The following is a 25,879-nucleotide window of genomic DNA, read 5'->3' as shown; positions in this document are numbered from 1 at the left end:
TGAAGAAGTAGAGCGCGAACCTGTCGACGCCCCGTTGACGCCACCACCGCATCGCAGCATGTCTCGCCCATGCGCTTCTTCTCCGACAACGCCGCTAGGATCCACCCGCAGGTCATGGCCGCGATCGCCGCCGCCGACACGCTCGACACCGCCTATGCCGGCGACGCGTGGAGCCAGCAGCTCGACGGCCGCCTCTCCGCGCTGTTCGAAACCGACGTCGCAGTGCTCTGGGTCCCCACCGGCACCGCCGCCAACTGCCTCGCGCTCGCCGCACTCTGCCCGCCGCACGGCGGCATCGTCTGCCACCGCGACGCGCACATCCAGAACGACGAAGGCGGCGCCCCCGAATTCTACACCCACGGTGCCAAGCTCTTCCTCGCCGACGGCTCGGGCGCAAAGCTCACCCCCGCCACGATCCGCACAGTCATCGATGCGATCCCCGACGACGTCCACCGCGTCCAGCCGCACGCGATCTCGATCACCAACGCCACCGAATATGGCCGCGTCTACCAGCCGCATGAAGTGGCGGAAATCGGCGCGCTCGCAAAGGAACGCGGGCTAGGCTTCCACATGGACGGCGCACGCTTCGCCAACGCGATGGCGCGCGTCGGCTGCTCGCCCGCCGAGATGACGTGGCGCGCCGGCGTCGACGCGCTGAGCTTCGGCTTCGTCAAGAACGGCGCAATGAGCGCGGAGGCGCTGGTCTTCTTCAAGCCCGACCTCGCCGCCGTCACGCAATACCGCCGCAAACGCGCCGGTCTGCTTCTGTCGAAGGGGCGCTACCTCGCCGCGCAGATCCTCGCCATGCTCGACGACGACCTCTGGCTCGCCAACGCCAAGGCCGCCAACGACGCAGCCGCCAAGCTTGCCGCGGCGGCCGGCAACCGCTTGGTTCACCCGGTCGAAGCGAACGAAGTCTTCCTCCGCGCCACCCCCGAAGAAGCCGCAGCCCTCAGAGCAAAAGGCTTCGACTTCTACGACTGGGCCGCGGGCGAGATCCGCCTCGTCACCGCATGGGACAGCCCCGCGGACGCAGTCGGCCTCCTCGCCGACGCCCTCCGCGAGCTGTGACCGGCCCCACCGACCCACCAGAGTCGACCCGCGCCGCGGTACTGATCCCGTTCGGCATCGTCACGCTGATCTGGGGCTCGACCTGGCTCGTCATCCGCGACCAGATATCGGTTGTGCCGCCGAGCTGGTCGATCAGCTACCGCTTCCTCGTCGCCGGAATCGCGATGGCGATCTACGCCAGCATCAAGCGCGAAAGCTTCAAATTCGACGCGCGCGGCTACGCGTTCGCGGCGGTGATTGGCATCGCGCTGTTCACGTTCAACTTCAACTTCGTCTATCGTGCAGAGCATTACGTCACCTCCGGGCTCGTCGCGGTGGTGTTCGCGCTCCTGCTCGTCCCCAACGCGATCTTCGGCCGCATCTTCCTCAAGCAGCGCCTCGGACGGCAGCTCATGGTCGGCTGTGCAGTCGCGATGGCGGGGGTCGCGTTGCTTTTCGTCAACGAGGCGCGGGTCGATCCGCACGGGCCGCGCTCGGCGACGATCGGCATCGTCCTGACGCTGTGCGGCGTGATGGCCGCCTCGGTCGCCAACGTCGTCCAGGGCAGCGCGTTCGCCAAGCGCTATCCGATGGCGCCGACGCTGGCGATGGCGATGCTGATCGGCGCATGCCTCGATGCCGCGTTCGCCTGGATCACCACCGGGCCACCGGTGTTCGAGCCGCGCTTCGGCTATGTCGCAGGCATCCTCTATCTCGGCGTGTTCGCGTCGGCGCTCGCTTTCCCGCTCTATTTCAACGTCATCCGCGCGATCGGCCCGGCCAAGGCGGCCTATTCGGGCGTCATCGTGCCGGTCATCGCGATGCTGCTATCGACGATCTTCGAGCGCTATCACTGGTCGACCCTGGCGGTCGCCGGCGCGGTGCTGTCCGGCATCGGCTTGGTCATCGCGCTCAGCGCACGCAGACCGGCACGGTAGTCGGGCCAGGCGGGCGTCCAGCCGAGCACGCGCTTGGCCTTACCGTTCGCCACCCGCCGGTTCTCCGCATAGAAGCCGCGCCCCATCGCGGTCAGCTCCTCGAGCGTCACGAACGGCGGCGCGGGCATCCCGAGCAACATCGCCGCGAACGCCACGACGTCGTTCTGCGACGCAGGCACGTCGTCCGCGAGATTATACGCCCCCGCCGGCGCATCGAACCCGGCGATCACGCCCGAGACGATGTCGTCGACATGCGCGCGGCTGAACACCTGGCCGGGTTGCTCGATCCGGTGCGCCTTGCCCTGCCGCACCCGGTCGAGCGGCGAGCGGCCCGGACCATAGATTCCCGGCAACCGGAACGTCCGCGCGCCAATGGCCAGCCAGTCCGCATCCGCCGCCGCCCGCGCGCTCCGACGACCGCCACCGATCGGCGCCGTCTCGTCGACCCACGCACCCTGCGCATCGCCGTACACCCCCGTCGACGACAGATACCCGATCCACGTGCGCGTCCGCAGCAACAGCGAACCGTAGCGCCCGAGCACGGGGTCCGCCTCATGCTCGGGCGGCACCGACGACAGGATGTGCGTAGCCGCCGCGATCTCCGCCGTCACCGCGTCCACATCGTCGAACCGGAGCGTACCATTGCGTCCATCCCGCGTCGTACCGACGACATGCCAGCCATCCGCCGCGAGCCGATCAGCCAGCCGCGACGCGGTGTAGCCGAGACCGAAGACCAGCAACCGGCTCATGGTGCCACCGCCGCGCCAGCCATCGGCCCCTTGTACAAAGTCCCGAAATAATCGCCCGCATTCCACACCGGCCGCTGCGCGCCATCCGCGATCTCGCGCGCGATCCGGTAGTTCGCATCGACGAACCGCACGCCCTGATCCCACAGGATCGGCTGAGTCAGATCGTCCGACGGCTTGTGGTAATTGTTCGCCATGAAATACGCGACCGCCGCCTTGCCCGGCCCCTTCTGACCCGGCCACAGGAACACCGACGGAATGCCCTTCTGGACGAAGCGGAAGTGATCCGAGCGGACGAAGATGCCCTCCTCCGGCATCGGATCGGGCGACAGGCCGACGCCGATCGCCGCGACCGCCTTCTGCACGATCGGGCCGATCGTCGAGCGCTCGGCGCCGAACACCACCATGTCCTCGAACTTGTAGGTCAGGATCGGCATGTCGAGGTTCACGTCCGCGACGATCGAGGTCAGCGGCACGGTCGGGTGGTTAGTGAAGTAATCGCTGCCGACCAGCCCCTTCTCCTCGCCGGTGACGGCCAGGAACATGATCGTGCGCTTGGGCGCCTGCCCGCTGGCCGTGAAGCGCTTGGCCTCCTCGATCAGGCTGGCGATGCCGATCGCATTGTCGAGCGCGCCGTTGTTGAGCGCGTCGCCCTTCACGGGCTTGGTGATGCCGATGTGATCGAGATGCGCGGAGAGCACGACGACCTCCTTGCCGACCACCGGATCGCTGCCCGGGATCACGCCGACGACGTTGCTGCTCGCGGCGGGCACGAAGCTCGTCTTGGTCGCGACGGTCAGCGTACCGACCAGCGGCACCGCCTTGAACTTCGCGTTGTCGCCTGCCGCCTGCTTGGCGATCCGGCTCCACGACGTCTTCGCACCGGCGAACAGCTTGGCCGCGCCGGCCATGCTGACCGTGCCGAGCGACGGCGCGCCGGGCGCATCGACCTTGCCGGTGCCGTCGGGGTTCGCCCACGTCATCCGCTGCGTCGCATAGGAGTCCGCCAGCTTGGCAAAGGTCCGCACCTTGGCCGAGCGCGGGCTCTCCAGCGTGATCACACCGACCGCGCCCTTGGCCTGCGCGATCGCCGCCTTGGTCCCGCCCGAGCCGAAGAACGCACGCTCCTCGCCGCCGAACCGCGCGGGCGAGCCGCCGAAATACGCGACGATCTTGCCGCGCACATCGACGCCCTTGTAATCGTCCTGGCCATATTGCGGCGCGTCGATGCCGTAGCCGACGAACACGACGGGCGCCGACACGCTGGTCTCCGCCTTCGCGCCGTTAGCGGCGGGCACGTAATCCTCACCGAACACGAGCGGATGCGCAGGCCCGCGACCGGTCCAGACGAAATCGCCTTTGCTCGCCGCCTTGTACGACACGAGCGGCACGGTCTGGAGATACCCGCCCTGATCGCCACCGGGACGAAGGCCTGCCGCATAAAACTGCGCGGCGACATATTGCGCGGCGATGTCGAACTCGGGGCTGCCAGCCTCGCGTCCCTTCATCGCATCCGACGCAAGAAACAGCACATGCGCCTTCATCGCCGCCTGGTCCGCCGGCAGCGGTGCAGCGAGCTTGGCGTTCAACTCGGCAGTATTCGGCGCGGTCACCGGGGCCGGCGCGGGGGCAGCTTGGGGCGCAGTCTGAGCAAGGGCGGAGGTAGAAAGCGCGAGCACCGCGAGCGCGCCGATAGGACGATACATCCGGAAATCCTTGCAAAGGGAACGTGTTGCAGCGGCGTAGCATCCACCGTCACCCGCGCAAGCTTTGGCTGGTGATAGGCGGGCGCGGCCCTATATTCGCAAACATATGCTCGATATCCAGAACAGTCTCGCCCACCCGCTCGTCATTCGCCGCGAGGACTATACCCCGCCCGAGTGGCTGGTCCCCGAGACGAAACTGGATTTCGACCTCGATCCCTCCACCACCCGCGTAACGGCAACACTCTCGGTCACGCGCAACGGCGATCACGCCGCACCGCTGCGGCTCGACGGCGCGGGCCAGAAGCCGCTGTCGGTCACGGTCGACGGCGTCGCGATCAACGACTGGCGGATCGACGGCGAACAGCTCGTCATTCCCCTCGCCGGCGCGGCGCATGTCATCGAGACTCAGGTCGAGATCGCCCCCGATCGCAACACGCAGTTGATGGGGCTCTACGCCTCGGGCGGCAATCTCTGCACGCAATGCGAGGCCGAGGGCTTCCGCCGCATCACCTATTTCCCCGACCGGCCCGACGTGCTCAGCGTCTATTCGGTCCGCATGACCGCCGACAGGAAGCACTTCCCCGTGCTGCTCGCGAACGGCGATCCGGTCGAGCGGGGCGATCTCGACGATGGCCGCCACTGGGCAACCTGGCACGACCCCTTCCCCAAGCCGTCCTATTTGTTTGCACTAGTCGCCGGCGATCTCGCGGTGAACCGCAGCAGCTTCACGACCATGTCGGGCCGCGAGGTATCGCTCGGCATCTGGGTGCGCGAGGCCGACCTCCCCAAGACCGACCACGCGTTGAAGGCGCTCGAACTCGCGATGGCGTGGGACGAGACGACCTATGGCCGCGAGTATGATCTCGAAATGTTCAACATCGTCGCAGTCGACGATTTCAACTTCGGCGCGATGGAGAACAAGGGCCTCAACATCTTCAACTCGCGCTACATCCTCGCCGACCCGGATACCGCGACCGATTACGACTATGACGCGATCGCCGCGGTCGTCGCGCACGAATATTTCCACAACTGGTCGGGCAACCGGATCACCTGCCGCGACTGGTTCCAGCTGTCGTTGAAGGAAGGCTTTACGGTCTATCGCGACCAAGGCTTCTCCGCCGACCAAGGTTCGCGCGCGGTCAAGCGAATCGAAGATGTCCGTGGCCTGCGTGCCTCGCAATTCCCCGAGGATTCCGGCCCGCTAGCACACCCTGTGCGCCCCGAATCGTACCAGGAGATCTCCAACTTCTACACCGCCACGATCTACAACAAGGGCGCCGAGCTGATCCGCATGATGGCCGCGATCCTTGGCCCGAACGGCTTCCGCGCCGGCACCGACCTGTATTTCGACCGCTACGACGGCACCGCCGCGACCTGCGAGGATTTCGTTACTTCGATGGAGGAGGGCGGCAAGGTCGACCTCACCCAGTTCCGCCTCTGGTATTCGCAGGCGGGCACGCCGCGTGTTTCAGCGAGCCTGTCGCACGACGGCGACCGCGCAACGCTGCGGCTCGCGCAGCAGGTGCCTGCGACGCCCGGCCAGCCGGTGAAGTCGCCGATGGTGCTGCCGTTGCGGGTGAAGCTGTTCGGTGCCGAATCGGGTGCGGCGCTGACCGACGAGCGCCTCGTCCTGTTCGACGATACGCTCGACACGATCGAATTCGAAGGCCTCACCGAACGCCCGGTGCTGTCGATCAACCGCGGTTTCTCCGCCCCCGTGGTGGTCGAGAGCGACCGCACCGCCGCCGACCTCGTCTTCCTCAGCGCGCACGACGACGATCCGTTCGCGCGCTACGAGGCGATGCAGCAGCTGATGCTCGATACGCTGGTCGCCTCGGCCGGCGGTCATGCCGATCACGAGGGCGTGATCGCCGCGGTCGCGAACACGCTCGCCGACGCCGCGCTCGATCTGGCGTTCGTCGCAGAGGGGGTGTTGCTGCCGTCGGAAAGCTTCATCGGCGACCAGATGGCCGTCGTCGATCCCGACGCGATCTTCCGTGCGCGCGAGGCACTGCGCCGCGATCTCGGCAAACGGCTGGAGGCGCAATGGCGCCAGGCCTACGCGCGGGGTGAGGGCGAGTCCTACGCCTATACCCCGGAGGGCAAGGGCCTGCGTCGCCTGCGAACCGTCGCACTCGGCTATATCGCGGCAAGCGGCGCGGCGGATGCGGCGGACCTCGCCTTCGCGCAATTCGATTCGGCGGACAACATGACCGACCGGATGGGCGCGCTGACGACGCTGGTCAGCAGCGGGTCGGATATTCGCACCACCGCGCTCGACATCTTCTACAGCCAATATTGCGACAACCCGCTGGTGCTCGACAAGTGGTTCCAGGCGCAGGCGCAGTCGTCGCGCGACGATACCGGCGCGATCGTCGCGGGGCTGGCCGAGCATGCCGACTTCACGCTGACCAACCCCAACCGCGCGCGATCGCTGATCGGCGCGTTCGGCGCGAACCAGCGTGCGTTCAATAACGCCGATGGGAGTGGATACCGGTTCCTCGCGGACCAGTTGATCGCACTCGACCGGTTGAACCCACAGACCGCGGCGAAGCTTCTTCCGCCGCTGGGTCGGTGGCGGCGGTTCGATGCGGCGCGGGCGGAACTGATGCGCGCGGAACTGGAGCGGATCGTGCGGACGCCAGGGCTATCGAAGGACCTGTTCGAGCAGGCGTCCAAGAGTCTCGAAGGATGAACCGAATCTGATCCTCCCCCGCCAGGGGGAGGTGTCTGGCACTTGCCAGACGGAGGGGGAGGCAAGCGATGAGCTATCGTTCCGTGTCCTCCCCCTCCGTCACCTTCGGTGCCACCTCCCCCTGGCGGGGGAGGATCGCAGGATCGCAACGCCGCTATCGCCGACTCGTAAAGAACTCGCGCAGGATCCCTGCCGCCTCGGTCTCCGCAATCCCCGCGTAAACCTCAGGCCGATGATGACACGTCGGCTGCCCGAAAAACCGCGGCCCATGCTCCACCGCCCCGCCCTTAACATCCGCCGCGCCATAATAGAGCCGCGCGATCCGGGCATGCGCGATCGCCCCGGCACACATCGCGCAAGGCTCCAGCGTAACCCAAAGATCGCATCCCTCGAGCCGGTCGCTGCCTAAAACCAGAGCAGCAGCGCGAATCGCTTGGATCTCCGCATGCGCAGTCGGATCGCACAACGCCCGCGGCGCATTCGCTCCCGTCGCGATAATCACGCCGTCCTTAACGACAACGGCGCCGACCGGGACTTCCCCAGCCAGCGCCGCATCGCGTGCCGCGTCGAGCGCGCGGCGCATAGGGTCGGGAACCGGGAACATGGCCTCAGGCCCTGCCCCGCCGCTCGCCCCACGTAAACATCCGCGTAAAGATCAGTTCGGCGCTTGGCTGTTGCCCGGCTTCTCGACGTTGATCGTCGGCACCGCCACCGTCTTGTTCTCGGTGCCGAGCGTGACCTTGGCGACGTCCGCCTGGAACTTCGGCGCCTGGACGACACCCTGGCGGGTCTGGTCGATGTTGATGATCCCGAAATACATCAGGCCGACCACGACGAGCACGATGATCGCGACGAGAGACAAGAGCGTACGCATGGGACATCCCCTTTTATTGAACAGTTCGATAGCGTAACAACGTCGTCGATCGCCGTGGGTTGCACAATGCCCATTGCGGACAACCGCGGGCACGTTTGACGTGAATCGGTTGACGAAAGCCGGCGTGCCAGCTATCCGCGCGCCTTTCCGGGGTTCCTCCCGACACTTGAATAGGTAATCACATGTCGCGCATCTGCGAACTGACCGGCAAGGGCCGGATGGTCGGGAACAACGTCTCCCACGCCAACAACAAGACCAAGCGCACGTTCCTCCCGAACTTGCAGAACGTCACGCTGCTTTCCGATTCGCTCGAGAAGGGCGTCAAGCTGCGCGTCTCGACGCACGGCCTGCGCACCGTCGAGCATAACGGTGGCCTCGACAACTGGCTGGTGAAGGTCTCGGACGACAAGCTGTCGCTCCGCGTTCGTCGCCTGAAGCGCGAAGTCGTCAAGAAGATCGCAGCATCGGCCGTCGCCGCCTAACAGCGACGGTTGGCGATTGTCGCCGACAAGCGACGTCGTATTGCGATCACCGCGGCCCGCCCTGCACCTCGCAGGGCGGGCCGTCGGTGTATGTGGGCTAGCGATCCAGCCGGAACTTCAGCAACAGCGTCCGCTGGAGAAACATCTGGTTGTCGTCCGACACGATCCACACGATCGTCGCGCCGTTTTCGACCGTCGTGTCGATTCCCTCGAAATTGTCGTGGATCAGCGGCGCGTCGATCGTCGCGATCAGGCGGCCGCGTGCGATTCGCCCCGCCGCCACGTCGCGCGCCGCGACCCGTAATATCCGCGCCGAGAATGTGAACGGTAGTCGGAAACCACGATCGAGCACGAGCAGGTCGCCATTCGGCAACGCGGTGACGTCCGACGGATCGTATCGTCCGAACGGTTCGTACGCGAATCGCTGAGGTATCTCCGTCCCGGTCGGATCGCCCGCGAAGATCAGCGCCTGCCGCGTGTGCAACCGTTCCTCGTCCGACCCGGACCAGTCCGGCCGACGCACATGCGCTTCCTCGCTGATCACGACGAATCGCCCATCGGGCAGCCGCGCCATCGATTCGGGCCCGCCGTTCGACGGCCATTTCTGCATCAGCTTTGGCATCACCCGCGCCTCGTACCGTGCGAACCCCGCAGCATAGCGCCAGATCGAGTTGTCATCCTCGAAGCCCACCCAGATCTTTCCCGTGACCTGATCGATCGCCATCGATTCGCTGTCGCGATCGCGTTTCTCCCAGCCGATACCGGGGCCCGCGGGGAGGTTCTCGAACGCGACCCGGTGCGGGAGCCAGTCGGCGCCCATGTCGAACTGGACGATATTGCCGCCGTCGCTCAGCATCGTGAAGCGGTTGCCGGTCGACGCCGGCGCGACGTCGAGCGACGAGAACCCCCCGAACGCCGGATCGCGGCTGTCGAGGGCCACCCCGCCAAGATAGGTCAGCCCGCCGACGCGGACATACCGCGGGTTGGTGCGGTCGAGCATCACGCGCGTCGCGGTCAGCTGCGCGCGCTTGCTGAGCAGGGCGAGCCGCGCTTCGCCCGACCAGGTCGGCACGATCGCGCAGACGCTCACGGCGACGAACAGGACAGTGATCAGGCGCCGCATCGCGTCCCTCATAGGGTGTCCGGCGATCCGCGGAAGCATGAACAGCGGATAACGGAGGCATTCAGGCTTAGCTCAATGCGAATCACTCATAAGCGTCTCATCGAGGATGGAAGCACGGCCCCCGCCGCCGCCGAAATCCCCAACGGGAGACGCACGATGTTCAAGACTTTTACACTCGCCGCCAGTGCCCTCGCATTGGGTGCGACCGCCCTCGTTCCCGCCGCCGCCGATGCGCAGCGCTGGGGCTCGCGCTACGAGCGTGGCTACGATGGCTATCAGGGTGGCGGCTACCGCGATGGTGGCTACGATCGTGGCTATCGCGGCGACGACCGGGGTTACCGCGAGTATCGTGGCAACGACCGCCGCTACAACGCACGCAGCCGTCGCGGGTGCGACAACACCGGCGGCACGATCATCGGCGCACTCGCCGGCGGCCTGCTCGGTCACACCATCGCCGGTCGTGGTGACCGGACGCTAGGCGCAGTCCTCGGTGCAGCCGGTGGCGGCCTGGCCGGCAACGCGATCGATAAGTCGGATAATCCGGGGTACTGCCGGCGCTAGGCCCGGCAAAGCCTGGGCCGGTGCTCGCGAAAGCGAGCAACCGCCGGCACGGACGGCGGGCAGGCTCAGCCTGACCCGACCGACGACGGCTTTGCCGACGTCCCGCCCGCTTCGGCCACCCAACCAGTTTCCCAGTTCCCTCGCGTGGCGTATCGAGGGCGAGGGCCGGCTTCCCGTACGGGAGCCGGCCCTTTGTTCGTCTGCCGCCTAAGCGATCCGCTCAGGCACTTCCGCTGCATCCTCGGCAATCGCAGCCGCCGTCGCGACCGCCTCCCAAGGGAACACGAACCAGTCCTTCGTCACCGTCCGGTCAATCGTCCGCGCACAATACTCGATCCGCTCCGCTGAACTGACGTTGTCGATCAGCATCGCGAACCGCACCGCCCCCTCGACAGCACCCGCCGCCGCCAGCGCACCACGCAGGTGCGTGATGGTCCGCCCCGAATCATTGATATCGTCGACGAACAGCAGCCGCTCGCCCTCTCGCGTCCGCGCGGCAAGCTTCACCAGCGGTTCGTCGGCGAAGTCCTTCACCTGGCTCGAATAATCGACCGACAGCGTCGGCAGTCCGATCGCGTGGCTGAGGAATACGGCCGGCACGAGCCCACCGCGACCGATGCCGATGATGAAATCGGGTTTCCACTCGGTATCCTCGACCAGCTTGGCGGCGAGGATGTGCACGGCAGCAACGAACTCGTGCTGCGGGATTGGGGTGAAGGTTGGCATCCGCGGATGCTAGCGGGTCGGAACCGAGACTTCACCCCAAAACCCAAAAGGCAGCATGTTTCCCCGCGAAGGCGGGGACCCAGACTGGGCTCCCGCCTTCGCGGGAGAACAAGAAGCGGGAGTTGTCTTAGCAGCTCAGATCGTATCCAGCGCCTGCTCGAAATCGGCGATCAGATCGTCCGGATCCTCCACCCCGATCGAGATGCGGACGAGGTTGTCCGTGATCCCCAGCGCCTGCTTGCGCGCATCGGGCACCGACAGATGCGTCATCCCCGCAGGATGGCTAGCCAACGTCTCCGTCCCCCCCAGCGACACCGCCAGCTTGGCGATCTTCAGCGCATCGAGGAACGCGAAGCTCTCGCGCTCGCCGCCCTTGAGGTACAACGAGAAGGTCGAGCCCCCACCGGTGCAATGGCGACGATAGATATCCGCCTGCCGCTCCATACCCGGCTCGTCCTCGAGGAAGCCCAGATACGCGACCCGCTCCACCTTCGGATGGTGACGGAGAAAAGCGCAGACCTTCGCCGCATTCTCGCCCGCACGGCTCATCCGCAGCTCGAGAGTCTCCAGCGACCGCAGCAACATCCACGCGGTATTCGGATCGGTGATCGTCCCGATCGTGTTCCGCATCGTCCGGATCGTGTTGATGTGCTCCTTCGACCCCAGCACGCCGCCCGCGACGAGATCCGAATGCCCGCCGACATACTTGGTCAGCGAGTAGACGACGATGTCCGCGCCATGCTTGAGCGGCTGGAACCAGAGCGGCCCGAGGAAGGTGTTGTCGATCGCGATCGGCGGCTTTTCACCCTTGAAGATTGCGTCGCGACTCGCAGCCACGGCCTCGACGTCGACCAGCGCATTGGTCGGGTTCGCCGGGCTTTCGAGGTAGATCAGCGCGACGTTGCCGGTCGCCGCCTCGGTCATCACCGCGTCGATCTCTTCACGAGTCGCACCCGCCGGGAAGTCGAGCCACTTGACCCCGAACTTGCCGAGTACGCGGCCGATCAGCGTCTCGGTCGCCGCATACAAAGGTCCCGAATGGACGATCGTGTCGCCCGGCTTGACCATCGCCAGGAACAGCGTCGCGATCGCCGACATGCCCGACGAGAAGGCGAGCGCGTCCTCCGCCTCTTCCCAGACGCCCAGGCGATCCTCGAGGATCTCCTGGTTCGGCCCGTTGAAGCGCGAATAGACGAGCCCTTCGGCACCGCCCGGACGCTTGCCGGTGACGCCTTCGAAGTGGCGCTTGCCCGCCGCCGCGTTGGGAAACACGAAGGTCGAGGTGAGGAAGATCGGCGGCTTCAGCGAGCCTTCCGACAGCGCTGGGTCGTAGCCGTGGCCCATCATCAGCGTCGACGGCTTCAGTTTCCGCCCGCCGATCTTCTCGACTTCAGGCTTGGGTGCGACGCGAGCGGCGACGCCGGTCAGGTCCGCTTCGGTTTCGGCGGGGACTGCGCCGGCGTTTTCGGGGGTATCGGACATCAATATGCTCCTGCGTGGCCCGTCTTATGCGAGCCGATGTGCGGAGCCTAAACGACCGGCGAGGGCTTTGGGAACCGTTACGGCCTCCCGTTATAGGCCGATGATGCTGATCTGACGCCCATAGGAGGGCTCGCCGCGATGGGTCGCGCGCCGATAGCTGAAAAAGCGATCGTCATCGGTGTAGGTGTCGAGCCCGAGCGCCTCGATCCGGCCGATCCCGGCGACCGCGAGACGGCTGACGACATAGGCCTCCAGGTCGAACTGGTAGTGATCAGCACGACCGTCCGCGAAGAAGCGCTCGTTCTCCGGATCCGCCTCGCAGAACCGGCGGATGAAGGCGTCATCGACCTCGTAGCTGGCGCGCGCGATACACGGCCCGACCGCAGCGACGATCCGGTCGCGGTGCGCACCGATCGCCTCCATCGCGAGGATCGTGGAGTCGGTGACGCCGCCGAGCGCACCTTTCCAGCCAGCGTGGGCTGCGGCAACGACGCCGGCGTGCGCGTCGGCGAACAAGACGGGCGCGCAGTCGGCGGTCAGGATGCCGAGCGCGAGGCCGGGACGGTTGGTGACCAGCGCGTCGGCGTGCGGCCGGATCGCGTCGTCGAACGGCTCGATCACGGTCACCGCGTCGGCGGAATGGACCTGATAGAGACCGACGAGTTTCGCGCCGGGGAGAACGGCTTCGGTCGCGCGGCGGCGGTTCTCAAAGATGGCGGCGGGGTCGTCATCGGACCCGATGCCGACGTTAAGGCTCGCATACGCACCGGTCGAGACGCCACCACGCCGTCCGAGAAAACCATGCGGAATGTCGCCAAGCGCCTTCGCGCGGATGAGGTCGATGGTCATAGCGACCGCCCCTCCGATAGCTCCACCCCGGCGGAGGCCGGGGCCCAATTGGGGGACGTTGCTGAAAGGGGACTGCGCATCGTTACTGCGACCTTTCCAATTGGGCCCCGGCCTCCGCCGGGGTGGCGCTCATCTGAGGCGATATCGACGATCACAGCACAAGCCGCATTATCCGGTCATCATCAGGCTGCTCCCCAACCATGAACACATACCGCCCGATCTCGACGAAGCCGTAGCGCTGATAGAACCGGTGCGCCCGGTGGTTATCCACATACACGCTCAGAATCATTTCCGTCCGCCCATCGGCGCGCGCAACATCGATCGCCCAGTCCATCAACGCCGGGCCAACGCCTGCGCCATGCTGGTCACCCCGCACATAAAGCTGGTGAAGTTCGATCGCCGTCGCCGGCCAATCACCCGGAAACGCCACCGGGCCGATCTTCGCAAACCCTACGATCTCACCCGCCTCGTCCACCGCGACCCGCACCGTGAAGGCAGGATCGGACAGTTGCGCAGGCAACCCCGTCTCACCGAACGTCTGGTCGAGGAAGGCGGCAAGATCTTCAGGGCGATACAGCGTACCGAACGTGTCGGTAAACGACTGCCTCGCCATCACAGCGAGTTCTGCACCATCAGCGGGCACGGCATCACGATAGGCGATCATGCAAACGCCGCCGGGGTCGGCCAAGTCGGCGCGGTGATCGCCAGCGCTTTGAAAAGCGTACCCATATCGTCCATCAACCTCCTTCGATCCGCTGCCAATGCTTCCGCCCGCGCAGGCGACGCCTTGGCGAGTGCCGACGTCCGCGAATCGATGCCGAGCGCACCGAGCAGGTCGCGCTGCGTCACCGGCCCCCACGCGACCGCGCCCTCCGTTTGGGCGGCCGCAGCGAGCGTGGTGAAGTCGACATGCGCGGTCAGGTCATGCTCGCCCGGCGCCTCGAACGGATTGGCGAACGCATGCCCACGCACCGCCTGCAACGTGTCGCCGAGCGCCGGCCCCTCATAGCCATAGTCGACCGCGATCAGCGCACCGCCCTGCGCGGCGATCCGCTTGGCGAGACCGCGAATGATCGCCACGGCAGCAGGCGAGGTTTCGAGGATCGAGCCTGCGGGCGCGTCGCGGAACGGTTCGGGGATGACGGCATCCGGGAGCGGCTTGCCGGCGATCGGCAAGAATAGCAGGTCCTGTGCCGCGACCAGGCGTTCGTGCCACTGCTCGCGCTTCACCAACTGCCGGATCGGCAGCGCGTCGAAGAACTCGTTGGCGACGACGATCAGCGGCCGATCGGTCGGCAGCGTATCGACCGCGTCGTGCCACGTCGCGTCCGGCACGCGCTCGCCTTGAGCTTTTCGCAGCGCGGGACTGGTCTCGACGAAATGTACCGGCGGCTCCAGCCCAGCCTTCGCCATCGCCCGCGCGGCATCGGCAGCCAGAGTCCCGCGACCCGGCCCAAGCTCGACCCACGCCACATCCGGGCGGCCAGCGCGATCCCAAAGATCGGCACACCAAAGCCCGACAAGCTCGCCGAACATCTGGCTGATCTCGGGCGCGGTGGTGAAGTCGCCCCCCACCCCCAACGGGTCGCGCGTCGCATAATAGTGCGCGTTCGCCGCCGCCATATACTGCGCGACGGGGATCGGACCCCCGAGCGCAATTGCGCGGGCGAGGCGTTCCGGGAGGGCGGTGTCAGTCATCTTAAACTCTCTACCACCCCGGCGGAGGCCGGGGCCCAATTGGGAAGGTCGATGTAACGACGCGCAACGCATGTCACTATGGACGTTCCACTTGGGCCCCGGCCTCCGCCGGGGTGGTGCTTCTATTCGAAGGAAGGGTCAGGCGACGCTCGCCGTCCCCGCGATCGACTCGACCCGCACCCGCCGCTTGGCCGATGTCGCCACCAGATACGCGCCACCGACGATCATCGGCACGCACAGCCACTGCCCCATGTGCAGCCCGGTATGCTCGGCAAACGCCCGCAGCTGCGAATCCGGCTCGCGGAAGAACTCGACGGTAAACCGCGCGATCCCGTACCCCAGCACGAACAACCCGACGAGCTTGCCCGGGTCATACCGCGCCTTGGTCTTCCAGAACGCGAACCACAGCAGCGCGAACAGGAGGATGCCCTCCAGCCCCGCCTCGTACAGCTGGCTCGGGTGCCGCGCCGGCTCGACCATACCGAACGGCACGGTGCGCTCGAAGATGATCCCCCACGCGACGTCGGTCGGCTTGCCCCAGAGCTCGCCATTCACGAAGTTCGCCAGCCGTCCGAAGAACAGCCCGAACGGTACGCAGCACGCGATATAATCGTGTACGCGCAGCCAGTTGAGCTGGTGCTTCCGCGCGAACAGGATCAACCCGATCGACGTGCCGATGACGCCGCCGTGGAACGACATCCCGCCATCCCAGAGCCGGAAGATCCGCAGCGGATGCAGGAACATCTCGGGCGCGTAGAAGATCACATAGCCGAGCCGCCCACCGAGGATGATCCCGAGCGTCGCGTAGAACACCAGGTCGTCGGCATGCCGCCGCGCCATCGGTGCGCCGGGCTGCGCGAGCAGCTTCAGCAGATACCACCAGCCGAGCAAAATCCCGCCGATATAAGCAAGGCTGTACCAGCGCAGCGTGAAGAATCCGATCGAGAAGACGTCGGGGTGCAGCCCCAAATCCTCGAAGCGGATGTGACTGCCGACGGCAGGCGCTACGGCACCCGCAGCGGCGGTGATGGTCGACAGGATCAAAGGCTTTTCCCCACGCGTTCGCCCCTGCATAAAGGCCGATAACGATAAGACCAAGTAGGAGAGCGATATGCGGACCGAGCTCGATGCAGCTATGGATTCGACGATGGCCGCGCTGACCGCGCCCGACGGCATGCTGGCGCTCGGATCGGTCGAGCGGTTCGGCGTCACGCTGCCGACGATCGCCGCCGCCCCGCCCGCGCTCAGCTACTATTTCGCGCATTATGCCAACGAGCATCGCGACGCCGTCTTCCTCGTCTCGGGCGATGAACGCCTGACGTTCGGCGAGGTCTACGCCGCCGCCGAGCGCACCGCGCGGGCGCTGGTCGGCGGGTACGAGATCGCCAAGGGCGACCGCGTCGGCATCGCGATGCGCAACTCGCCGTCTTGGATCGTCCTCTACATGGGCATCATCATGGCCGGCGGCGTCGCGACCCTGCTCAACGGCTGGTGGCAGTCGGAGGAACTGGAGACCGCGATCGGCGAGGTCGATTGCGCAATCGTGTTCGCCGATCCGCCGCGGGTGAAGCGCCTCGCGCAGATCGCACGCCTACGCGCGCCGGTGGTCGAGATCGACGATTCGCGCGAACTCGACGCCGCGCTTGGAGCCGTGTTAGCAAAGGACGATCACACCGCCGACCTGCCACTGCTCGGACCCGAGGATCACGCAACGATCCTGTTCACGAGCGGATCGACCGGCCAGTCGAAGGGCGCGCTGTCCGAGCATCGCGCGATCGTGCAGGGCATCTTCAACTATCTCGGCCAGGTCATGATGATGGTCGGGATCGCCACCGCGCAAGGCAATCCGCCGGTCGGCCAGCCGGTCGCGCTGCTGACGATCCCGTTGTTCCACATCACCGGGGAGGTCCCCGTGTTCCTCCAGAGCTTCGCGATGGGGCGCAAGCTCGTGCTGATGCCGAAATGGGATGCGGGCGAGGCAATGCGGCTGATCGAGGCGGAGCGCGTCACCTATTTCGTCGGTGTGCCGCTGATGAGCTTCGAGATCCTCAACCACCCCGATCGCGCGAAGTACGACCTCTCGACCGTCACCGATTTCGCCGCGGGCGGCGCACCCCGCCCGGTCGATCACGTCCGCCGCATCGACGAGGAGATGGGCGGTAGCGCGCCGCTGATCGGCTACGGCCTGACCGAGACCAACGCGGTCGGCACCGGCAACTGGCGCGGCAACTACCTCGCCAAGCCCAATTCCGCCGGCCGTCCCGGCGCGCCCTTGGTCGACCTCGCGATCCTCGACGATGCCGGCCACCCGGTCGACCAGGGCCAGCGCGGCGAGGTCTGCATCCGCACGATCTGCAACTTCAAGGAATATTGGAACCGTCCGGATGCGACCGCCGCCGCGTTCACATCGGACGGCTATTTCCGCACCGGCGACATCGGCTACCTCGACGAGGACAGCTATCTATTCATCGTCGACCGCAAGAAGGACATCATCATCCGCGGCGGCGAGAACATCTCGTGCCAAGAGGTGGAAGCGGCGTTGTACGAGCATTCAGCCGTCGCGGAAGCCGCCGTGTTCGGCCTCGCAGACGAGCGCTTCGGCGAGGTCCCCGGTGCGGTGGTAGTGCCACAGGACGGCGAAACGCTGATCCCGGACGACCTGACCGCGTTCCTCCACCAACACATCGCCGCGTTCAAGATACCGCAGCGCATCTGGATTTCCGAAGAGCCGCTGCCAAGACTGGGGACGGAGAAGATCGACAAGGTGTCGCTAAAAGCCACGTACCGAGCGCTCGCCTAAATTCCCTCGCCCCTCCGGGGAGAGGGAGGGAGGAGCCACTTGGCGACGAAAGGGAGAGGGGCGTGAGACTCCCGGCACGGCCCCGGAGACCCACTCCCCCTCATCCGACGCTTCGCGCCACCTTCTCCCCGTGGGGGAGAAGGATTAGAGCCACCTCATGATCAACAGGCGTGAGATTTTAATCGGCGGCGGCGCAGGGATCGGGCTCGTCGTCGCCTGGAGCCTTTGGCCACGAACCTACGCCCCAAACCTCGTAGCCAACCCCGGCGAAACCCCGCTCGGCGCGTGGCTCAAGATCGGCACTGACGGCCATGTCACCGTCGCCGTCCCGCAGGTCGAACACGGCCAGGGCGTCTACACAACCCTCCCCCAGATCGTCGCGGACGAGCTCGGCGCGGACTGGCGCACGATCGGCGTCGAGCCCGCCCCGCTCAATCCGCTCTACGCCAACCCAATCGGCACGCACGACCTGTTCGAAGGCCTGTTCGACCGCCTCCCAGCCGGCACCCCACAACCACCGATGTTGACCGGAGGATCGAGCTCGATCCGGATGTTCGAGCAAGCCTGTCGCGAGGCTGGTGCGGGCGCCCGCGCGCTGCTCTGCATGGCGGCGGCCAAACGCTGGGACGCCGACTGGACCCAGGTCAACGTCGACGCAGGCTTCTGCACCTACCAAACCAAGCGCATCCGCTTCGCCGAACTCGCCGAAGAGGCCGCGAAGTTCACGCTCCTCGATCCCCTCCCACTCGGCATCCAGGGTGCAGGCAAGCTGGTCGGCAAATCCGTCCCCCGCCTCGACACCCCCTCGAAAGTCGACGGCTCGGCCAACTTCGCAAGCGACGTCCGCCTCGCCGACATGGTCCACGCCGCAATCCGCCAAGGCCCGGTCGGCAGTCGCCTGACTAGGGTCGACCGCGCCGCCGCCGATCGCATCCGCGGCGTGCTGTCGGTGGTCGAGAACCCGCGCTGGGTGGCGGCCGTCGCGACGACAGGGTGGGCCGCGCAAAAGGCGCTCGACGCCCTCGCCCCGCGGTTCGAGAACGACGCCCCGCTCCCCGATATTAGGTCGATCGACGCAGCACTCGACGCCGTGCTAGCCCGTCCCGGCACGCAGATGGCCTCAGCAGGCGACGTCGCCGCGACGTTCCAGGGTGCCAAGCTCGTCACTGCGACCTACCGCGCCGGCCTCGGCCTGCACGCAGCGATCGAGACGCGCAGCGCAACCGCCTCCTTCTCCAACGGCCGCCTCGAACTCTGGCTGGCAACGCAAGCACCGGGGCTCGCACGATCGGCAGCGGCGCGCGCGACGGACCTCAGCGAAGACGCCGTCGTCGTCCACCCGATGCTGATCGGCGGATCGTTCGGCGCCGCACTCGAACACGACGTCGCCGAACAGGCGGCGGTGCTCGCGGTCAAACTCAGCCGCCCGGTCAGCCTAGTCTGGTCGCGCGGCGAGGATTCGCTCCACGATCACTACCGCCCACCTGCCGTCGCGAAGATGGCCGCGCGGCTCGCTCCCAACGGCGCGATCATGGGCTGGTCCGCCAACATCGCAGCCCCCTCGACCGGCACCGAGATGGCGCGCCGGATGATGCCGGGCCTTGCGACCGAAGCCGCGCTGATCGGCGTCAAAGGCGACCGCTACGCCGTCGCGGGCGCGGCGCCCGTCTATCGCATCCCAGCCTACGCGATCGAGCATCACCCCGCCAAGATCGGCATACCTACCGGCCACCTCCGCGGCGGCGCGCATGGCTACACCGCATTCTTCACCGAATGCTTCCTCGACGAACTCGCGCGCACTGCTCAGTCCGAACCGATGTCGTTCCGTATCGCCATGCTCGGCGGCGAACCGCGACTCGCGCGCTGTCTCTCGACCGCGGCGGCGCTCGGCGGCTGGGACGGCGGCGTCGCCGGCAGCGGCCAGGGCATCGCAGCCCACGCCTTCCGCGGCAGCTACATCGCCGTCATGGCGGAGGCGCACATGGGGCCCGACCAGCGCCCGGTGGTCGACCGCCTCGTCGCCGCGGTCGATTGCGGCGCGCAGATCAACCCCGACATCGTTCGCCAGCAGATCGAGGGCGGGCTGATCTTCGGTATGGCCGCCGCACTCGGCGCCTCGACCGGCTTCACCCGCGGCCTCGCCGAGGCGCGCGGGTTCGACACGATCGGCCTGCCCCGCCTCGCCGACACGCCCGACATCACCGTCGAGGTCATCCGCAGCGACGAAGCGCCCGGCGGCGTCGGCGAACTCGGCGTCCCCGCAGTCGCACCGGCGATCGCCAACGCGCTCTATGCGTCAACGGGCTTCCGCATCCGCAATTTGCCTTTAAGACCAGCGCCATGACCCTGCCCCCCGATCATCCCCCGATTCCGAAACCCAAGATCGGCGTATTGCTGATGAACCTCGGCACCCCCGATGGCCCCGATGCGAAATCGGTGAAGCGCTATCTCGGCGAGTTCCTGTCCGATTCGCGCGTGGTGGAGATCCCGCAGATCGCGTGGCAGCCGATCCTGCGCGGCATCATCCTCAACACCCGCCCGAAAAAGTCCGCGCACGCCTATTCGCAGGTCTGGCGCGAGGATGGCTCGCCGCTCGCCGCGATCACGCGGTTGCAGGCCGCCGCGCTGAAGGATTCGTTCGGTCCGGAAGTGCTGGTCGACTGGGCGATGCGCTACGGCAATCCGTCGATCTCGGACCGGCTGACCGCGATGAAGGCGGCGGGCTGCGAACGCATCCTGCTCGCGCCGCTCTACCCGCAATATTGCGCAGCAACGACCGCCACCGCGAACGACAAGGCGTTCAAGCACCTCGCCGGTCTGCGCTGGCAGCCGGCGATTCGCACGCTGCCGCCTTATTACGACGACACGCTCTATATCGACGCGCTGAAGGACTCGCTCGAAGAGGGGCTCTCCGCGCTCGATTTCACGCCCGATGCGATCGTCGCCAGCTTCCACGGGATGCCGAAGCGGACGTTGCAGCAGGGCGATCCGTATCACTGCCACTGCCAGAAGACTGCGCGGTTGCTCGGCGAGCGGATGGGGCGCGAGTTGACGATCGCGTTCCAGTCGCGGTTCGGGCCGCAGAAGTGGCTGGGGCCGGCGACCGACGAGACGCTCGTCGCGCTCGCCAAGGCGGGCAAGACCAAGGTGGCGATCTTCGCGCCGGGCTTCTCCGCCGATTGCCTGGAGACGCTGGAGGAACTGTCGATCCGCGGGCGCGAGAGCTTCGAAGAGGCTGGCGGCACGCACTTCGCGTATCTCCCCTGCCTCAACGACAGCCCGGTCGGCGTGGAAATGTTGCGCAGCATTTTGGCGCGCGAGCTTGAAGGATGGGTACGGGCTGGTTAGCCTCCCACATAACACTGAGGAGAGAGACTGATGGCACGCGTCGCAATTGTAACCGGTGGTACGCGCGGAATCGGCGAAGCGATCAGTCTCGCATTGCAGGACATGGGCCTGACCGTCGCTGCCACCTATGCCGGCAACGATGACCGCGCGCGCGAGTTCACCGAGCGCACCGGGATCAAGGCATACAAGTGGGACGTCGCCGACTACGACGCGTGCCAGGCCGGCTGCGCGCAGGTCGCCGCCGATCTGGGCGACGTTGATATCGTCGTGAACAACGCCGGCATCACCCGCGACGGCACCATCCTGAAGATGACGTACCAGGATTGGAAAGAGGTGATGGACACCAATCTTGGCGGTTGTTTCAACATGGCCAAGGCTGTCTTCCCCGGCATGCGCACGCGCAAATGGGGGCGGATCGTCAACATCGGCTCGATCAACGGGCAGGCCGGGCAATACGGCCAGGTGAACTATGCCGCGGCCAAGTCCGGCATCCACGGCTTCACGAAGGCCTTGGCCCAAGAGGGCGCACGCGCGGGCGTGACGGTCAACGCGATCGCGCCGGGGTATATCGATACGGACATGGTGGCGGCGGTGCCGGCCGACGTGCTGGAGAAGATCGTCGCGAAAATCCCGGTCGGACGCCTAGGCCAGGCCACCGAGATCGCGCGCGGCGTGGCGTTCCTGTGCTCGGAGGAGGGCGGGTTCGTTACCGGGTCGACGTTGAGCATCAATGGCGGGCAGCACATGTACTGACGGGCGCAGGTGCGGCAACGCCCGCGCCGTTGACCGCGAGCAAAGCGAAGCGGGCAGCGCCCGGCACGGCCGGCGGGTCGGCTAGCCGAACCCGTCCGACGGCGGCTTTGCCGGCGGCGCTGAGTAGATGTCTGCCGGATTACCGAGGACAGCATTGCCTGATCCTGGGCCCCCGCCTTCGCGGGGGAACTGGGGAGTGTAGCCCTGCCTAGACCGAACCCCGCAGCGTCCGCGACGAACAAGGATGCCACCGCCAAACGCCCGGCACTCCACTCCCTCTCCCCTCCGGGGAGAGGGTCGGGGTGAGGGGCCGTTCCAAACGCTGTCGCCCGTGGAGCCCCTCACCCAACCCTCTCCCCGAAGGGGAGAGGGCTACCCCGGCTCAAACTAGGACGGCAAACCCTCACCCATCGCTAGCCCGCTCGATATCCGCACCCACCGCGCTCAGTTTCTCCTCCAACCGCTCATACCCACGATCCAGATGATACACCCGGCCCACAGACGTCTCGCCATCTGCCGCCAACCCCGCCAAGATCAAGCTCATCGAAGCCCGCAGGTCGGTCGCCATAACCTGCGCCCCTACCAGCTTGTCGACGCCGCGGACCATCGCGGTGCGGCCGTGGACCTGAATGTCCGCGCCCATGCGTGCCAGTTCGGGCACGTGCATGTAACGGTTCTCGAAGATCGTTTCGGTCAGCATGCTGGCGCCGTCGGCCATGCAAAGCATTGCCATAAATTGGGCCTGCATGTCCGTCGCGAACCCAGGGTAGGGCGCGGTCGAGAGGGTCAGGGGTTGCAGCTTGCCGTCCGAGGCCACGCGCACGCCGTCCTTGGTCGGCGTCACCGACACGCCCGCCTCGACCAGCGCATCGATCGTCGCACCCATGTCCGGGATAGACACGCCGACCAGCTCCAGGTCGCCGCCGGTGATCGCCGCGGCGCATGCATAGCTGCCCGCCTCGATCCGGTCGGGCATCACCGCATAGGTCGCGCCGTGCAGCCGATCGCGGCCTTCGATCGTCAGCGTCTCTGTGCCGATCCCGTCGATCGACGCGCCCATCGCGACGAGGCAGTTGCAGAGGTCGACGATCTCGGGCTCACGCGCGGCGTTCTCGATCACCGAGGTACCCTTGGCGAGCACCGCCGCCATCACGACGTTCTCGGTCGCGCCCACGGACACGATCGGGAAGCGGAAGCGTCCGCCCGGCAGGCGGCCACCCGGCGCGATCGCCTTCACATAGCCCGCCGCCATCTCCAGCTCGGCGCCGATCGCTTCCAAAGCACGCAGGTGGAGATCGATCGGGCGATTGCCGATCGCACAGCCGCCCGGCAACGACACCGTCGCCTCGCCGCCGCGCCCGAGTAGCGGCCCGAGCACCAGGATCGACGCGCGCATCTTCCGCACGATATCGTAAGGCGCCTCGGTCGAGGTCAGGTTACCCGCGCGGATCGTCATCACCCGGCCGAAATCCTCGGGCCGCGTGCCCTGGATCGCGGTCGACGCGCCAAGCTGGTTGAGCAGATGGCCGAAGCCGTCGACATCCGCCAGCCGCGGCAGATTGCGCAGCGTCAGCGGCTCTTCGGTCAGCAACGCGCACGGCATCAGCGTGAGCGCGGCGTTCTTCGCGCCGGAGATGGGCAAGCGCCCGGACAGGCGATTGCCGCCGCGAATGAGAATACGGTCCATCCCGGGTGTCTATCGCGGCTGGCGTTCTGCGCAAGGGCCGCGCATCGATCGGGCGACAGGCGGACGTTGCCCGGGGACAAGTCCCGCGCTGGGATCGGTTCGCGTCCCCCGTAGCGCTAACACCCCCCGCTTGATCGACTTTAATGCGCGGAAATCCTAGCTTTGCTCTGTGGTTCTTGAACATTGGGGACCATTACAGAGTGCCGGACAGCTGCTTCGCCGACCGCGTCGGCGATCTCATCGACCTGTCGATGAACGAAAAGGCTGCGTTAGCGCGGTTGGAGGAGCGCCCGCGGGACTTGCGTCGCGGTGCCGTCCTCGTGCGCGAAAATGATCCGCAGGCCGAACTCTTCATCCTGCAACGTGGCATGGCGATGAGCTATGTGCTGCTCGACGACGGCAGCCGCCAGATTTTGCGCTTTCTCTATGCCGGCGACATGCTGGCGGTCTCAGCGCTGGTCTATCGCGATTCGCCCGAGACGGTGGTCGCGCTGACCGACTGCACGGTGTGTTCGTTCGATCGCTCGGCGATGACCGGGCTCGTCACCGATCATCCGCGGCTGTCGGCGCTGATCATGGTGATGAACCAGATGGAGAAGGTCGCGCTGACCGACCGGCTCGCCGCACTCGGTCGCACCTCGGCGAAGGCGCGGATCGCGGCGCTGCTGCTCGAGATGCGCAACCGGATGCGGATGCGCGACCGCGCGATGGGCAACAGCTTCACGCTCGGCCTGACGCAGGAGGAGATCGGCGACGCCACCGGCCTCACCGCGGTCCACGTCAACCGGATGTTGCGGCAGTTGGAAGAAGACGGCCTGATCCGCCGCGAGACGGGCCGGGTTACGCTGCTCAATGAGGTGCAGCTCGCGCAGGCCGCGAACTATATCGACCGCTTCGAAGGGCTCGACCTGCGCTGGCTGCCACCCGCGCGGTAACCCCTTCCTTCAATCCTCACCTGCAAGGGGGAGGTGGCTGGCTCTTGCCAGACGGAGGGGGAGGATACGAAACAGGGGTGGCGCGTGCCGCCCCCTCCGTCACCTTCGGTGCCACCTCCCCCTGGCGGGGGAGGATCAGCAGACGGTTAGCTCAAGCCTTCTCGAGCGTGCACTGTAGCGGATGCTGGTTCTGCTTGGCGAAATCCATCACCTGGCTCACCTTCGTCTCCGCCACCTCGTAGCTGAACGTCCCACACACCCCGACGCCCTTCTGGTGGACGTGAAGCATCACGCGAGTCGCGGCCTCCATGTCCATGCGGAAGAAGCGCTGTAGGCACAGCACGACGAACTCCATCGGCGTATAATCGTCGTTGAGCATCAGCACGCGGTACGGCGTCGGCTGTTTGGTCTTCGCGCGCGTCTTCGTCGCGATTCCGGCGCCGGTTCCCCCGGGGCCATCCTCGCCACCATCGTCGCGGCGCTCGGCCATCTGCTCGCCCGTCCGCTGGGGAGTCGTCATTTCAGGGGTCAAAAGCATGCTGCCAAAATATGGCATGCCGGGGGGCAAGAGCAAGGGGGCCCCCGCAAACCTCGCGCGAAAACCGCAAACGCAAAAGGGGCGACCGTCGCACGACGGCCGCCCCTTTCTCGTCATCTGCCGCCCGAAGACGGCATCGGGTAACTTAGGCCGAGATCTTCATCTTGTCGGTCGCGACCGCAACGCGGTTCGAGATCGGCTGTGCGAACTCGCCGAACATCTTGAGCATCCGCTCGGTCGAGCGCGAGCCCTCGGCGATCATCGTGTCGAACGCGGTGCGCGCATAATCGCCCTGGAGCTTCATGAACTCGGTCGGCGACTTGGCGGCGGCGAGCGTCTTGGCGGCTTCGGTCGCGCTCTCGAACGAGGTCTTGGCATAGTCGGCCGCTTCCTGGCCGAGCGCCTCGACGTTCTTCGCGGCGATCTTCGACGACTCGACGAGCGCCTCGATGTTGCCCTTGCCGAATGCGACGAAATCTTCCGCCATCTTCGCCGACTTCTCCATCGCGCCCTTGGCCTGCTCGTTGAATTCGGCGGTGTTCGCGCCGCTGAAGAGGGCCTTGGTCTTCTCGGTGATGCTCTGGATCGTGTCCATCGTGGCGTCCTTTGTTTCGCTAGCAGGGGTCCCCAATGGCGCGCTGGCCTGAATCGGGGCGGGAATGTCCGTGTGCGGCGATACAAAAGCAGCCGCGAGAGGTTGAGATGCCGGCGTCTTGGCGATCGGCTCAGGTGCCGGTTTCGCCGGCTTGGCGACAGTCCGGGCAGAGGCTTTGGCAGGCGCGGCCTTGACGGCAGCGACCGGCTTCGCAGCGGCGGCAAGCTTCGAACCGGCCTTGGCCGTCCGTTTCACGATATCCACCATCCACGCACCTCTCTTCGGAGTTATGT

The 25,879-nt window shown here is 66.5% G+C and carries 24 protein-coding genes; 10 read left to right on the top strand and 14 right to left on the bottom strand.

Annotation, left to right across the window (positions count from 1 at the left end):
- The first annotated feature begins 69 nt into the window (after positions 1–69).
- Both C8J45_RS16465 and C8J45_RS16460 read left to right on the top strand, forming a co-directional pair.
- Positions 70–1,071, top strand: coding sequence for a low specificity L-threonine aldolase (locus C8J45_RS16465; RefSeq protein WP_107964202.1), 1,002 nt, complete (start codon positions 70–72; stop codon positions 1,069–1,071).
- Complete coding sequence (locus C8J45_RS16460) at positions 1,068–1,988, top strand: DMT family transporter (RefSeq protein WP_258191503.1); 921 nt, start codon at positions 1,068–1,070, stop codon at positions 1,986–1,988. The genes C8J45_RS16465 and C8J45_RS16460 overlap by 4 nt, the downstream gene beginning before the upstream one ends.
- On the opposite strand, the gene C8J45_RS16455 is transcribed toward C8J45_RS16460, so the two are convergent.
- Complete coding sequence (locus C8J45_RS16455; protein WP_107964200.1) at positions 1,901–2,737, bottom strand: NAD(P)-dependent oxidoreductase; 837 nt, start codon at positions 2,735–2,737, stop codon at positions 1,901–1,903. The genes C8J45_RS16460 and C8J45_RS16455 overlap by 88 nt on opposite strands.
- On the bottom strand, positions 2,734–4,440 hold the full coding sequence (locus C8J45_RS16450; protein ID WP_107964199.1) for a M28 family metallopeptidase: 1,707 nt from the start codon (positions 4,438–4,440) through the stop codon (positions 2,734–2,736). The genes C8J45_RS16455 and C8J45_RS16450 overlap by 4 nt, the downstream gene beginning before the upstream one ends.
- A 106-nt stretch (positions 4,441–4,546) precedes the next feature.
- On the opposite strand from C8J45_RS16450, the gene pepN reads away from it, so the two are divergent.
- Positions 4,547–7,135, top strand: coding sequence for an aminopeptidase N (gene pepN, locus C8J45_RS16445; protein WP_107964198.1), 2,589 nt, complete (start codon positions 4,547–4,549; stop codon positions 7,133–7,135).
- Positions 7,136–7,289: 154 nt separating this feature from the next.
- On the opposite strand, the gene C8J45_RS16440 is transcribed toward pepN, so the two are convergent.
- Positions 7,290–7,718, bottom strand: a complete 429-nt coding sequence (locus C8J45_RS16440) for a nucleoside deaminase (RefSeq protein WP_107964225.1) — start codon at positions 7,716–7,718, stop codon at positions 7,290–7,292.
- A gap of 72 nt (positions 7,719–7,790) precedes the next feature.
- Entirely contained in the window at positions 7,791–8,009 is a 219-nt protein-coding gene (locus C8J45_RS16435) for a hypothetical protein (RefSeq protein WP_107964197.1), read from the bottom strand.
- Positions 8,010–8,191: 182 nt separating this feature from the next.
- Here C8J45_RS16435 and rpmB point away from each other — a divergent pair, with 182 nt between their 5' ends.
- On the top strand, positions 8,192–8,491 hold the full coding sequence (rpmB, locus tag C8J45_RS16430; RefSeq protein WP_056053386.1) for a 50S ribosomal protein L28: 300 nt from the start codon (positions 8,192–8,194) through the stop codon (positions 8,489–8,491).
- Positions 8,492–8,588: 97 nt separating this feature from the next.
- On the opposite strand, the gene C8J45_RS16425 is transcribed toward rpmB, so the two are convergent.
- Positions 8,589–9,614: an esterase-like activity of phytase family protein gene (locus C8J45_RS16425; protein WP_258191501.1), complete on the bottom strand. Its 1,026-nt coding sequence runs from the start codon at positions 9,612–9,614 to the stop codon at positions 8,589–8,591.
- 156 nt (positions 9,615–9,770) lie between these two features.
- Between C8J45_RS16425 and C8J45_RS16420 the strand changes: the two genes are divergently transcribed.
- Positions 9,771–10,175: a glycine zipper 2TM domain-containing protein gene (locus C8J45_RS16420; protein WP_107964196.1), complete on the top strand. Its 405-nt coding sequence runs from the start codon at positions 9,771–9,773 to the stop codon at positions 10,173–10,175.
- A gap of 207 nt (positions 10,176–10,382) precedes the next feature.
- On the opposite strand, the gene C8J45_RS16415 is transcribed toward C8J45_RS16420, so the two are convergent.
- From C8J45_RS16415 to lgt, 6 genes are all read right to left on the bottom strand, one after another.
- Entirely contained in the window at positions 10,383–10,901 is a 519-nt protein-coding gene (locus C8J45_RS16415) for a phosphoribosyltransferase (RefSeq protein ID WP_107964195.1), read from the bottom strand.
- 135 nt (positions 10,902–11,036) lie between these two features.
- A complete protein-coding gene (locus tag C8J45_RS16410; RefSeq protein ID WP_056487393.1) occupies positions 11,037–12,383 on the bottom strand; it encodes a cystathionine gamma-synthase family protein in 1,347 nt (448 codons plus the stop codon).
- 90 nt (positions 12,384–12,473) lie between these two features.
- Complete coding sequence (pgeF, locus tag C8J45_RS16405) at positions 12,474–13,232, bottom strand: peptidoglycan editing factor PgeF (protein ID WP_107964194.1); 759 nt, start codon at positions 13,230–13,232, stop codon at positions 12,474–12,476.
- A 151-nt stretch (positions 13,233–13,383) separates the two neighbouring features.
- Complete coding sequence (locus C8J45_RS16400; protein ID WP_107964193.1) at positions 13,384–13,896, bottom strand: GNAT family N-acetyltransferase; 513 nt, start codon at positions 13,894–13,896, stop codon at positions 13,384–13,386.
- Entirely contained in the window at positions 13,893–14,930 is a 1,038-nt protein-coding gene (locus C8J45_RS16395) for a class I SAM-dependent methyltransferase (protein WP_107964192.1), read from the bottom strand. The genes C8J45_RS16400 and C8J45_RS16395 overlap by 4 nt, the downstream gene beginning before the upstream one ends.
- A gap of 138 nt (positions 14,931–15,068) precedes the next feature.
- Positions 15,069–16,004: a prolipoprotein diacylglyceryl transferase gene (lgt, locus tag C8J45_RS16390; RefSeq protein WP_107964191.1), complete on the bottom strand. Its 936-nt coding sequence runs from the start codon at positions 16,002–16,004 to the stop codon at positions 15,069–15,071.
- 37 nt (positions 16,005–16,041) lie between these two features.
- Between lgt and C8J45_RS16385 the strand changes: the two genes are divergently transcribed.
- The 4 genes from C8J45_RS16385 to phbB all read left to right on the top strand — a co-directional run bounded on the left by C8J45_RS16385 (position 16,042) and on the right by phbB (position 21,831).
- Positions 16,042–17,730 carry a class I adenylate-forming enzyme family protein gene (locus C8J45_RS16385; protein WP_181321247.1) on the top strand — a complete coding sequence of 563 codons (1,689 nt, stop codon included), beginning with the start codon at positions 16,042–16,044 and terminating at the stop codon, positions 17,728–17,730.
- Positions 17,731–17,887: 157 nt separating this feature from the next.
- Positions 17,888–20,074 (top strand): xanthine dehydrogenase family protein molybdopterin-binding subunit, encoded by a 2,187-nt coding sequence (locus tag C8J45_RS16380; RefSeq protein ID WP_107964190.1) that lies wholly within the window; start codon positions 17,888–17,890, stop codon positions 20,072–20,074.
- Positions 20,071–21,078 carry a ferrochelatase gene (gene hemH / locus C8J45_RS16375; RefSeq protein ID WP_107954106.1) on the top strand — a complete coding sequence of 336 codons (1,008 nt, stop codon included), beginning with the start codon at positions 20,071–20,073 and terminating at the stop codon, positions 21,076–21,078. Before C8J45_RS16380 ends, hemH begins: the two co-directional genes overlap by 4 nt.
- Before the next feature lie 30 nt (positions 21,079–21,108).
- The gene (gene phbB, locus C8J45_RS16370; RefSeq protein ID WP_056066403.1) at positions 21,109–21,831 is read left to right on the top strand and encodes an acetoacetyl-CoA reductase; all 723 of its coding nucleotides are present in this window, start codon (positions 21,109–21,111) and stop codon (positions 21,829–21,831) included.
- 403 nt (positions 21,832–22,234) lie between these two features.
- On the opposite strand, the gene murA is transcribed toward phbB, so the two are convergent.
- Complete coding sequence (murA, locus tag C8J45_RS16365; RefSeq protein ID WP_056053418.1) at positions 22,235–23,518, bottom strand: UDP-N-acetylglucosamine 1-carboxyvinyltransferase; 1,284 nt, start codon at positions 23,516–23,518, stop codon at positions 22,235–22,237.
- A 251-nt stretch (positions 23,519–23,769) separates the two neighbouring features.
- Between murA and C8J45_RS16360 the strand changes: the two genes are divergently transcribed.
- Positions 23,770–24,453, top strand: coding sequence for a Crp/Fnr family transcriptional regulator (locus C8J45_RS16360; protein ID WP_243643303.1), 684 nt, complete (start codon positions 23,770–23,772; stop codon positions 24,451–24,453).
- A 151-nt stretch (positions 24,454–24,604) separates the two neighbouring features.
- On the opposite strand, the gene clpS is transcribed toward C8J45_RS16360, so the two are convergent.
- Together clpS and C8J45_RS16350 are read right to left on the bottom strand one after the other, a co-directional pair.
- On the bottom strand, positions 24,605–24,943 hold the full coding sequence (gene clpS, locus C8J45_RS16355) for an ATP-dependent Clp protease adapter ClpS (protein WP_107964222.1): 339 nt from the start codon (positions 24,941–24,943) through the stop codon (positions 24,605–24,607).
- Positions 24,944–25,136: 193 nt separating this feature from the next.
- The gene (locus C8J45_RS16350) at positions 25,137–25,853 is read right to left on the bottom strand and encodes a phasin family protein (protein ID WP_107964188.1); all 717 of its coding nucleotides are present in this window, start codon (positions 25,851–25,853) and stop codon (positions 25,137–25,139) included.
- Positions 25,854–25,879: the final 26 nt, after the last annotated feature.

The sequence above is a fragment of the Sphingomonas sp. PP-CE-3G-477 genome (assembly GCF_003050745.1).
Lineage (GTDB): Bacteria > Pseudomonadota > Alphaproteobacteria > Sphingomonadales > Sphingomonadaceae > Sphingomonas.
Note: the sequence above shows the minus strand (reverse complement) of the source record. Positions and strands in the feature narration are given on the sequence as shown.

Excerpts from the sequence above, each read along its gene's own strand:
- C8J45_RS16465 (WP_107964202.1), top strand. The coding sequence starts at position 70 with ATGCGCTTCTTCTCCGACAACGCCGCTAGGATCCACCCGCAGGTCATG.
- C8J45_RS16455 (WP_107964200.1), bottom strand. The coding sequence starts at position 2,737 with ATGAGCCGGTTGCTGGTCTTCGGTCTCGGCTACACCGCGTCGCGGCTG.
- C8J45_RS16450 (WP_107964199.1), bottom strand. The coding sequence starts at position 4,440 with ATGTATCGTCCTATCGGCGCGCTCGCGGTGCTCGCGCTTTCTACCTCC.
- pepN (WP_107964198.1), top strand. The coding sequence starts at position 4,547 with ATGCTCGATATCCAGAACAGTCTCGCCCACCCGCTCGTCATTCGCCGC.
- C8J45_RS16440 (WP_107964225.1), bottom strand. The coding sequence starts at position 7,718 with ATGCGCCGCGCGCTCGACGCGGCACGCGATGCGGCGCTGGCTGGGGAA.
- C8J45_RS16435 (WP_107964197.1), bottom strand. The coding sequence starts at position 8,009 with ATGCGTACGCTCTTGTCTCTCGTCGCGATCATCGTGCTCGTCGTGGTC.
- rpmB (WP_056053386.1), top strand. The coding sequence starts at position 8,192 with ATGTCGCGCATCTGCGAACTGACCGGCAAGGGCCGGATGGTCGGGAAC.
- C8J45_RS16425 (WP_258191501.1), bottom strand. The coding sequence starts at position 9,614 with ATGCGGCGCCTGATCACTGTCCTGTTCGTCGCCGTGAGCGTCTGCGCG.
- C8J45_RS16420 (WP_107964196.1), top strand. The coding sequence starts at position 9,771 with ATGTTCAAGACTTTTACACTCGCCGCCAGTGCCCTCGCATTGGGTGCG.
- C8J45_RS16415 (WP_107964195.1), bottom strand. The coding sequence starts at position 10,901 with ATGCCAACCTTCACCCCAATCCCGCAGCACGAGTTCGTTGCTGCCGTG.
- C8J45_RS16410 (WP_056487393.1), bottom strand. The coding sequence starts at position 12,383 with ATGTCCGATACCCCCGAAAACGCCGGCGCAGTCCCCGCCGAAACCGAA.
- pgeF (WP_107964194.1), bottom strand. The coding sequence starts at position 13,232 with ATGACCATCGACCTCATCCGCGCGAAGGCGCTTGGCGACATTCCGCAT.
- C8J45_RS16400 (WP_107964193.1), bottom strand. The coding sequence starts at position 13,896 with ATGATCGCCTATCGTGATGCCGTGCCCGCTGATGGTGCAGAACTCGCT.
- C8J45_RS16395 (WP_107964192.1), bottom strand. The coding sequence starts at position 14,930 with ATGACTGACACCGCCCTCCCGGAACGCCTCGCCCGCGCAATTGCGCTC.
- lgt (WP_107964191.1), bottom strand. The coding sequence starts at position 16,004 with ATGCAGGGGCGAACGCGTGGGGAAAAGCCTTTGATCCTGTCGACCATC.
- C8J45_RS16385 (WP_181321247.1), top strand. The coding sequence starts at position 16,042 with ATGCGGACCGAGCTCGATGCAGCTATGGATTCGACGATGGCCGCGCTG.
- C8J45_RS16380 (WP_107964190.1), top strand. The coding sequence starts at position 17,888 with ATGATCAACAGGCGTGAGATTTTAATCGGCGGCGGCGCAGGGATCGGG.
- hemH (WP_107954106.1), top strand. The coding sequence starts at position 20,071 with ATGACCCTGCCCCCCGATCATCCCCCGATTCCGAAACCCAAGATCGGC.
- phbB (WP_056066403.1), top strand. The coding sequence starts at position 21,109 with ATGGCACGCGTCGCAATTGTAACCGGTGGTACGCGCGGAATCGGCGAA.
- murA (WP_056053418.1), bottom strand. The coding sequence starts at position 23,518 with ATGGACCGTATTCTCATTCGCGGCGGCAATCGCCTGTCCGGGCGCTTG.
- C8J45_RS16360 (WP_243643303.1), top strand. The coding sequence starts at position 23,770 with ATGAACGAAAAGGCTGCGTTAGCGCGGTTGGAGGAGCGCCCGCGGGAC.
- clpS (WP_107964222.1), bottom strand. The coding sequence starts at position 24,943 with ATGGCCGAGCGCCGCGACGATGGTGGCGAGGATGGCCCCGGGGGAACC.
- C8J45_RS16350 (WP_107964188.1), bottom strand. The coding sequence starts at position 25,853 with ATGGTGGATATCGTGAAACGGACGGCCAAGGCCGGTTCGAAGCTTGCC.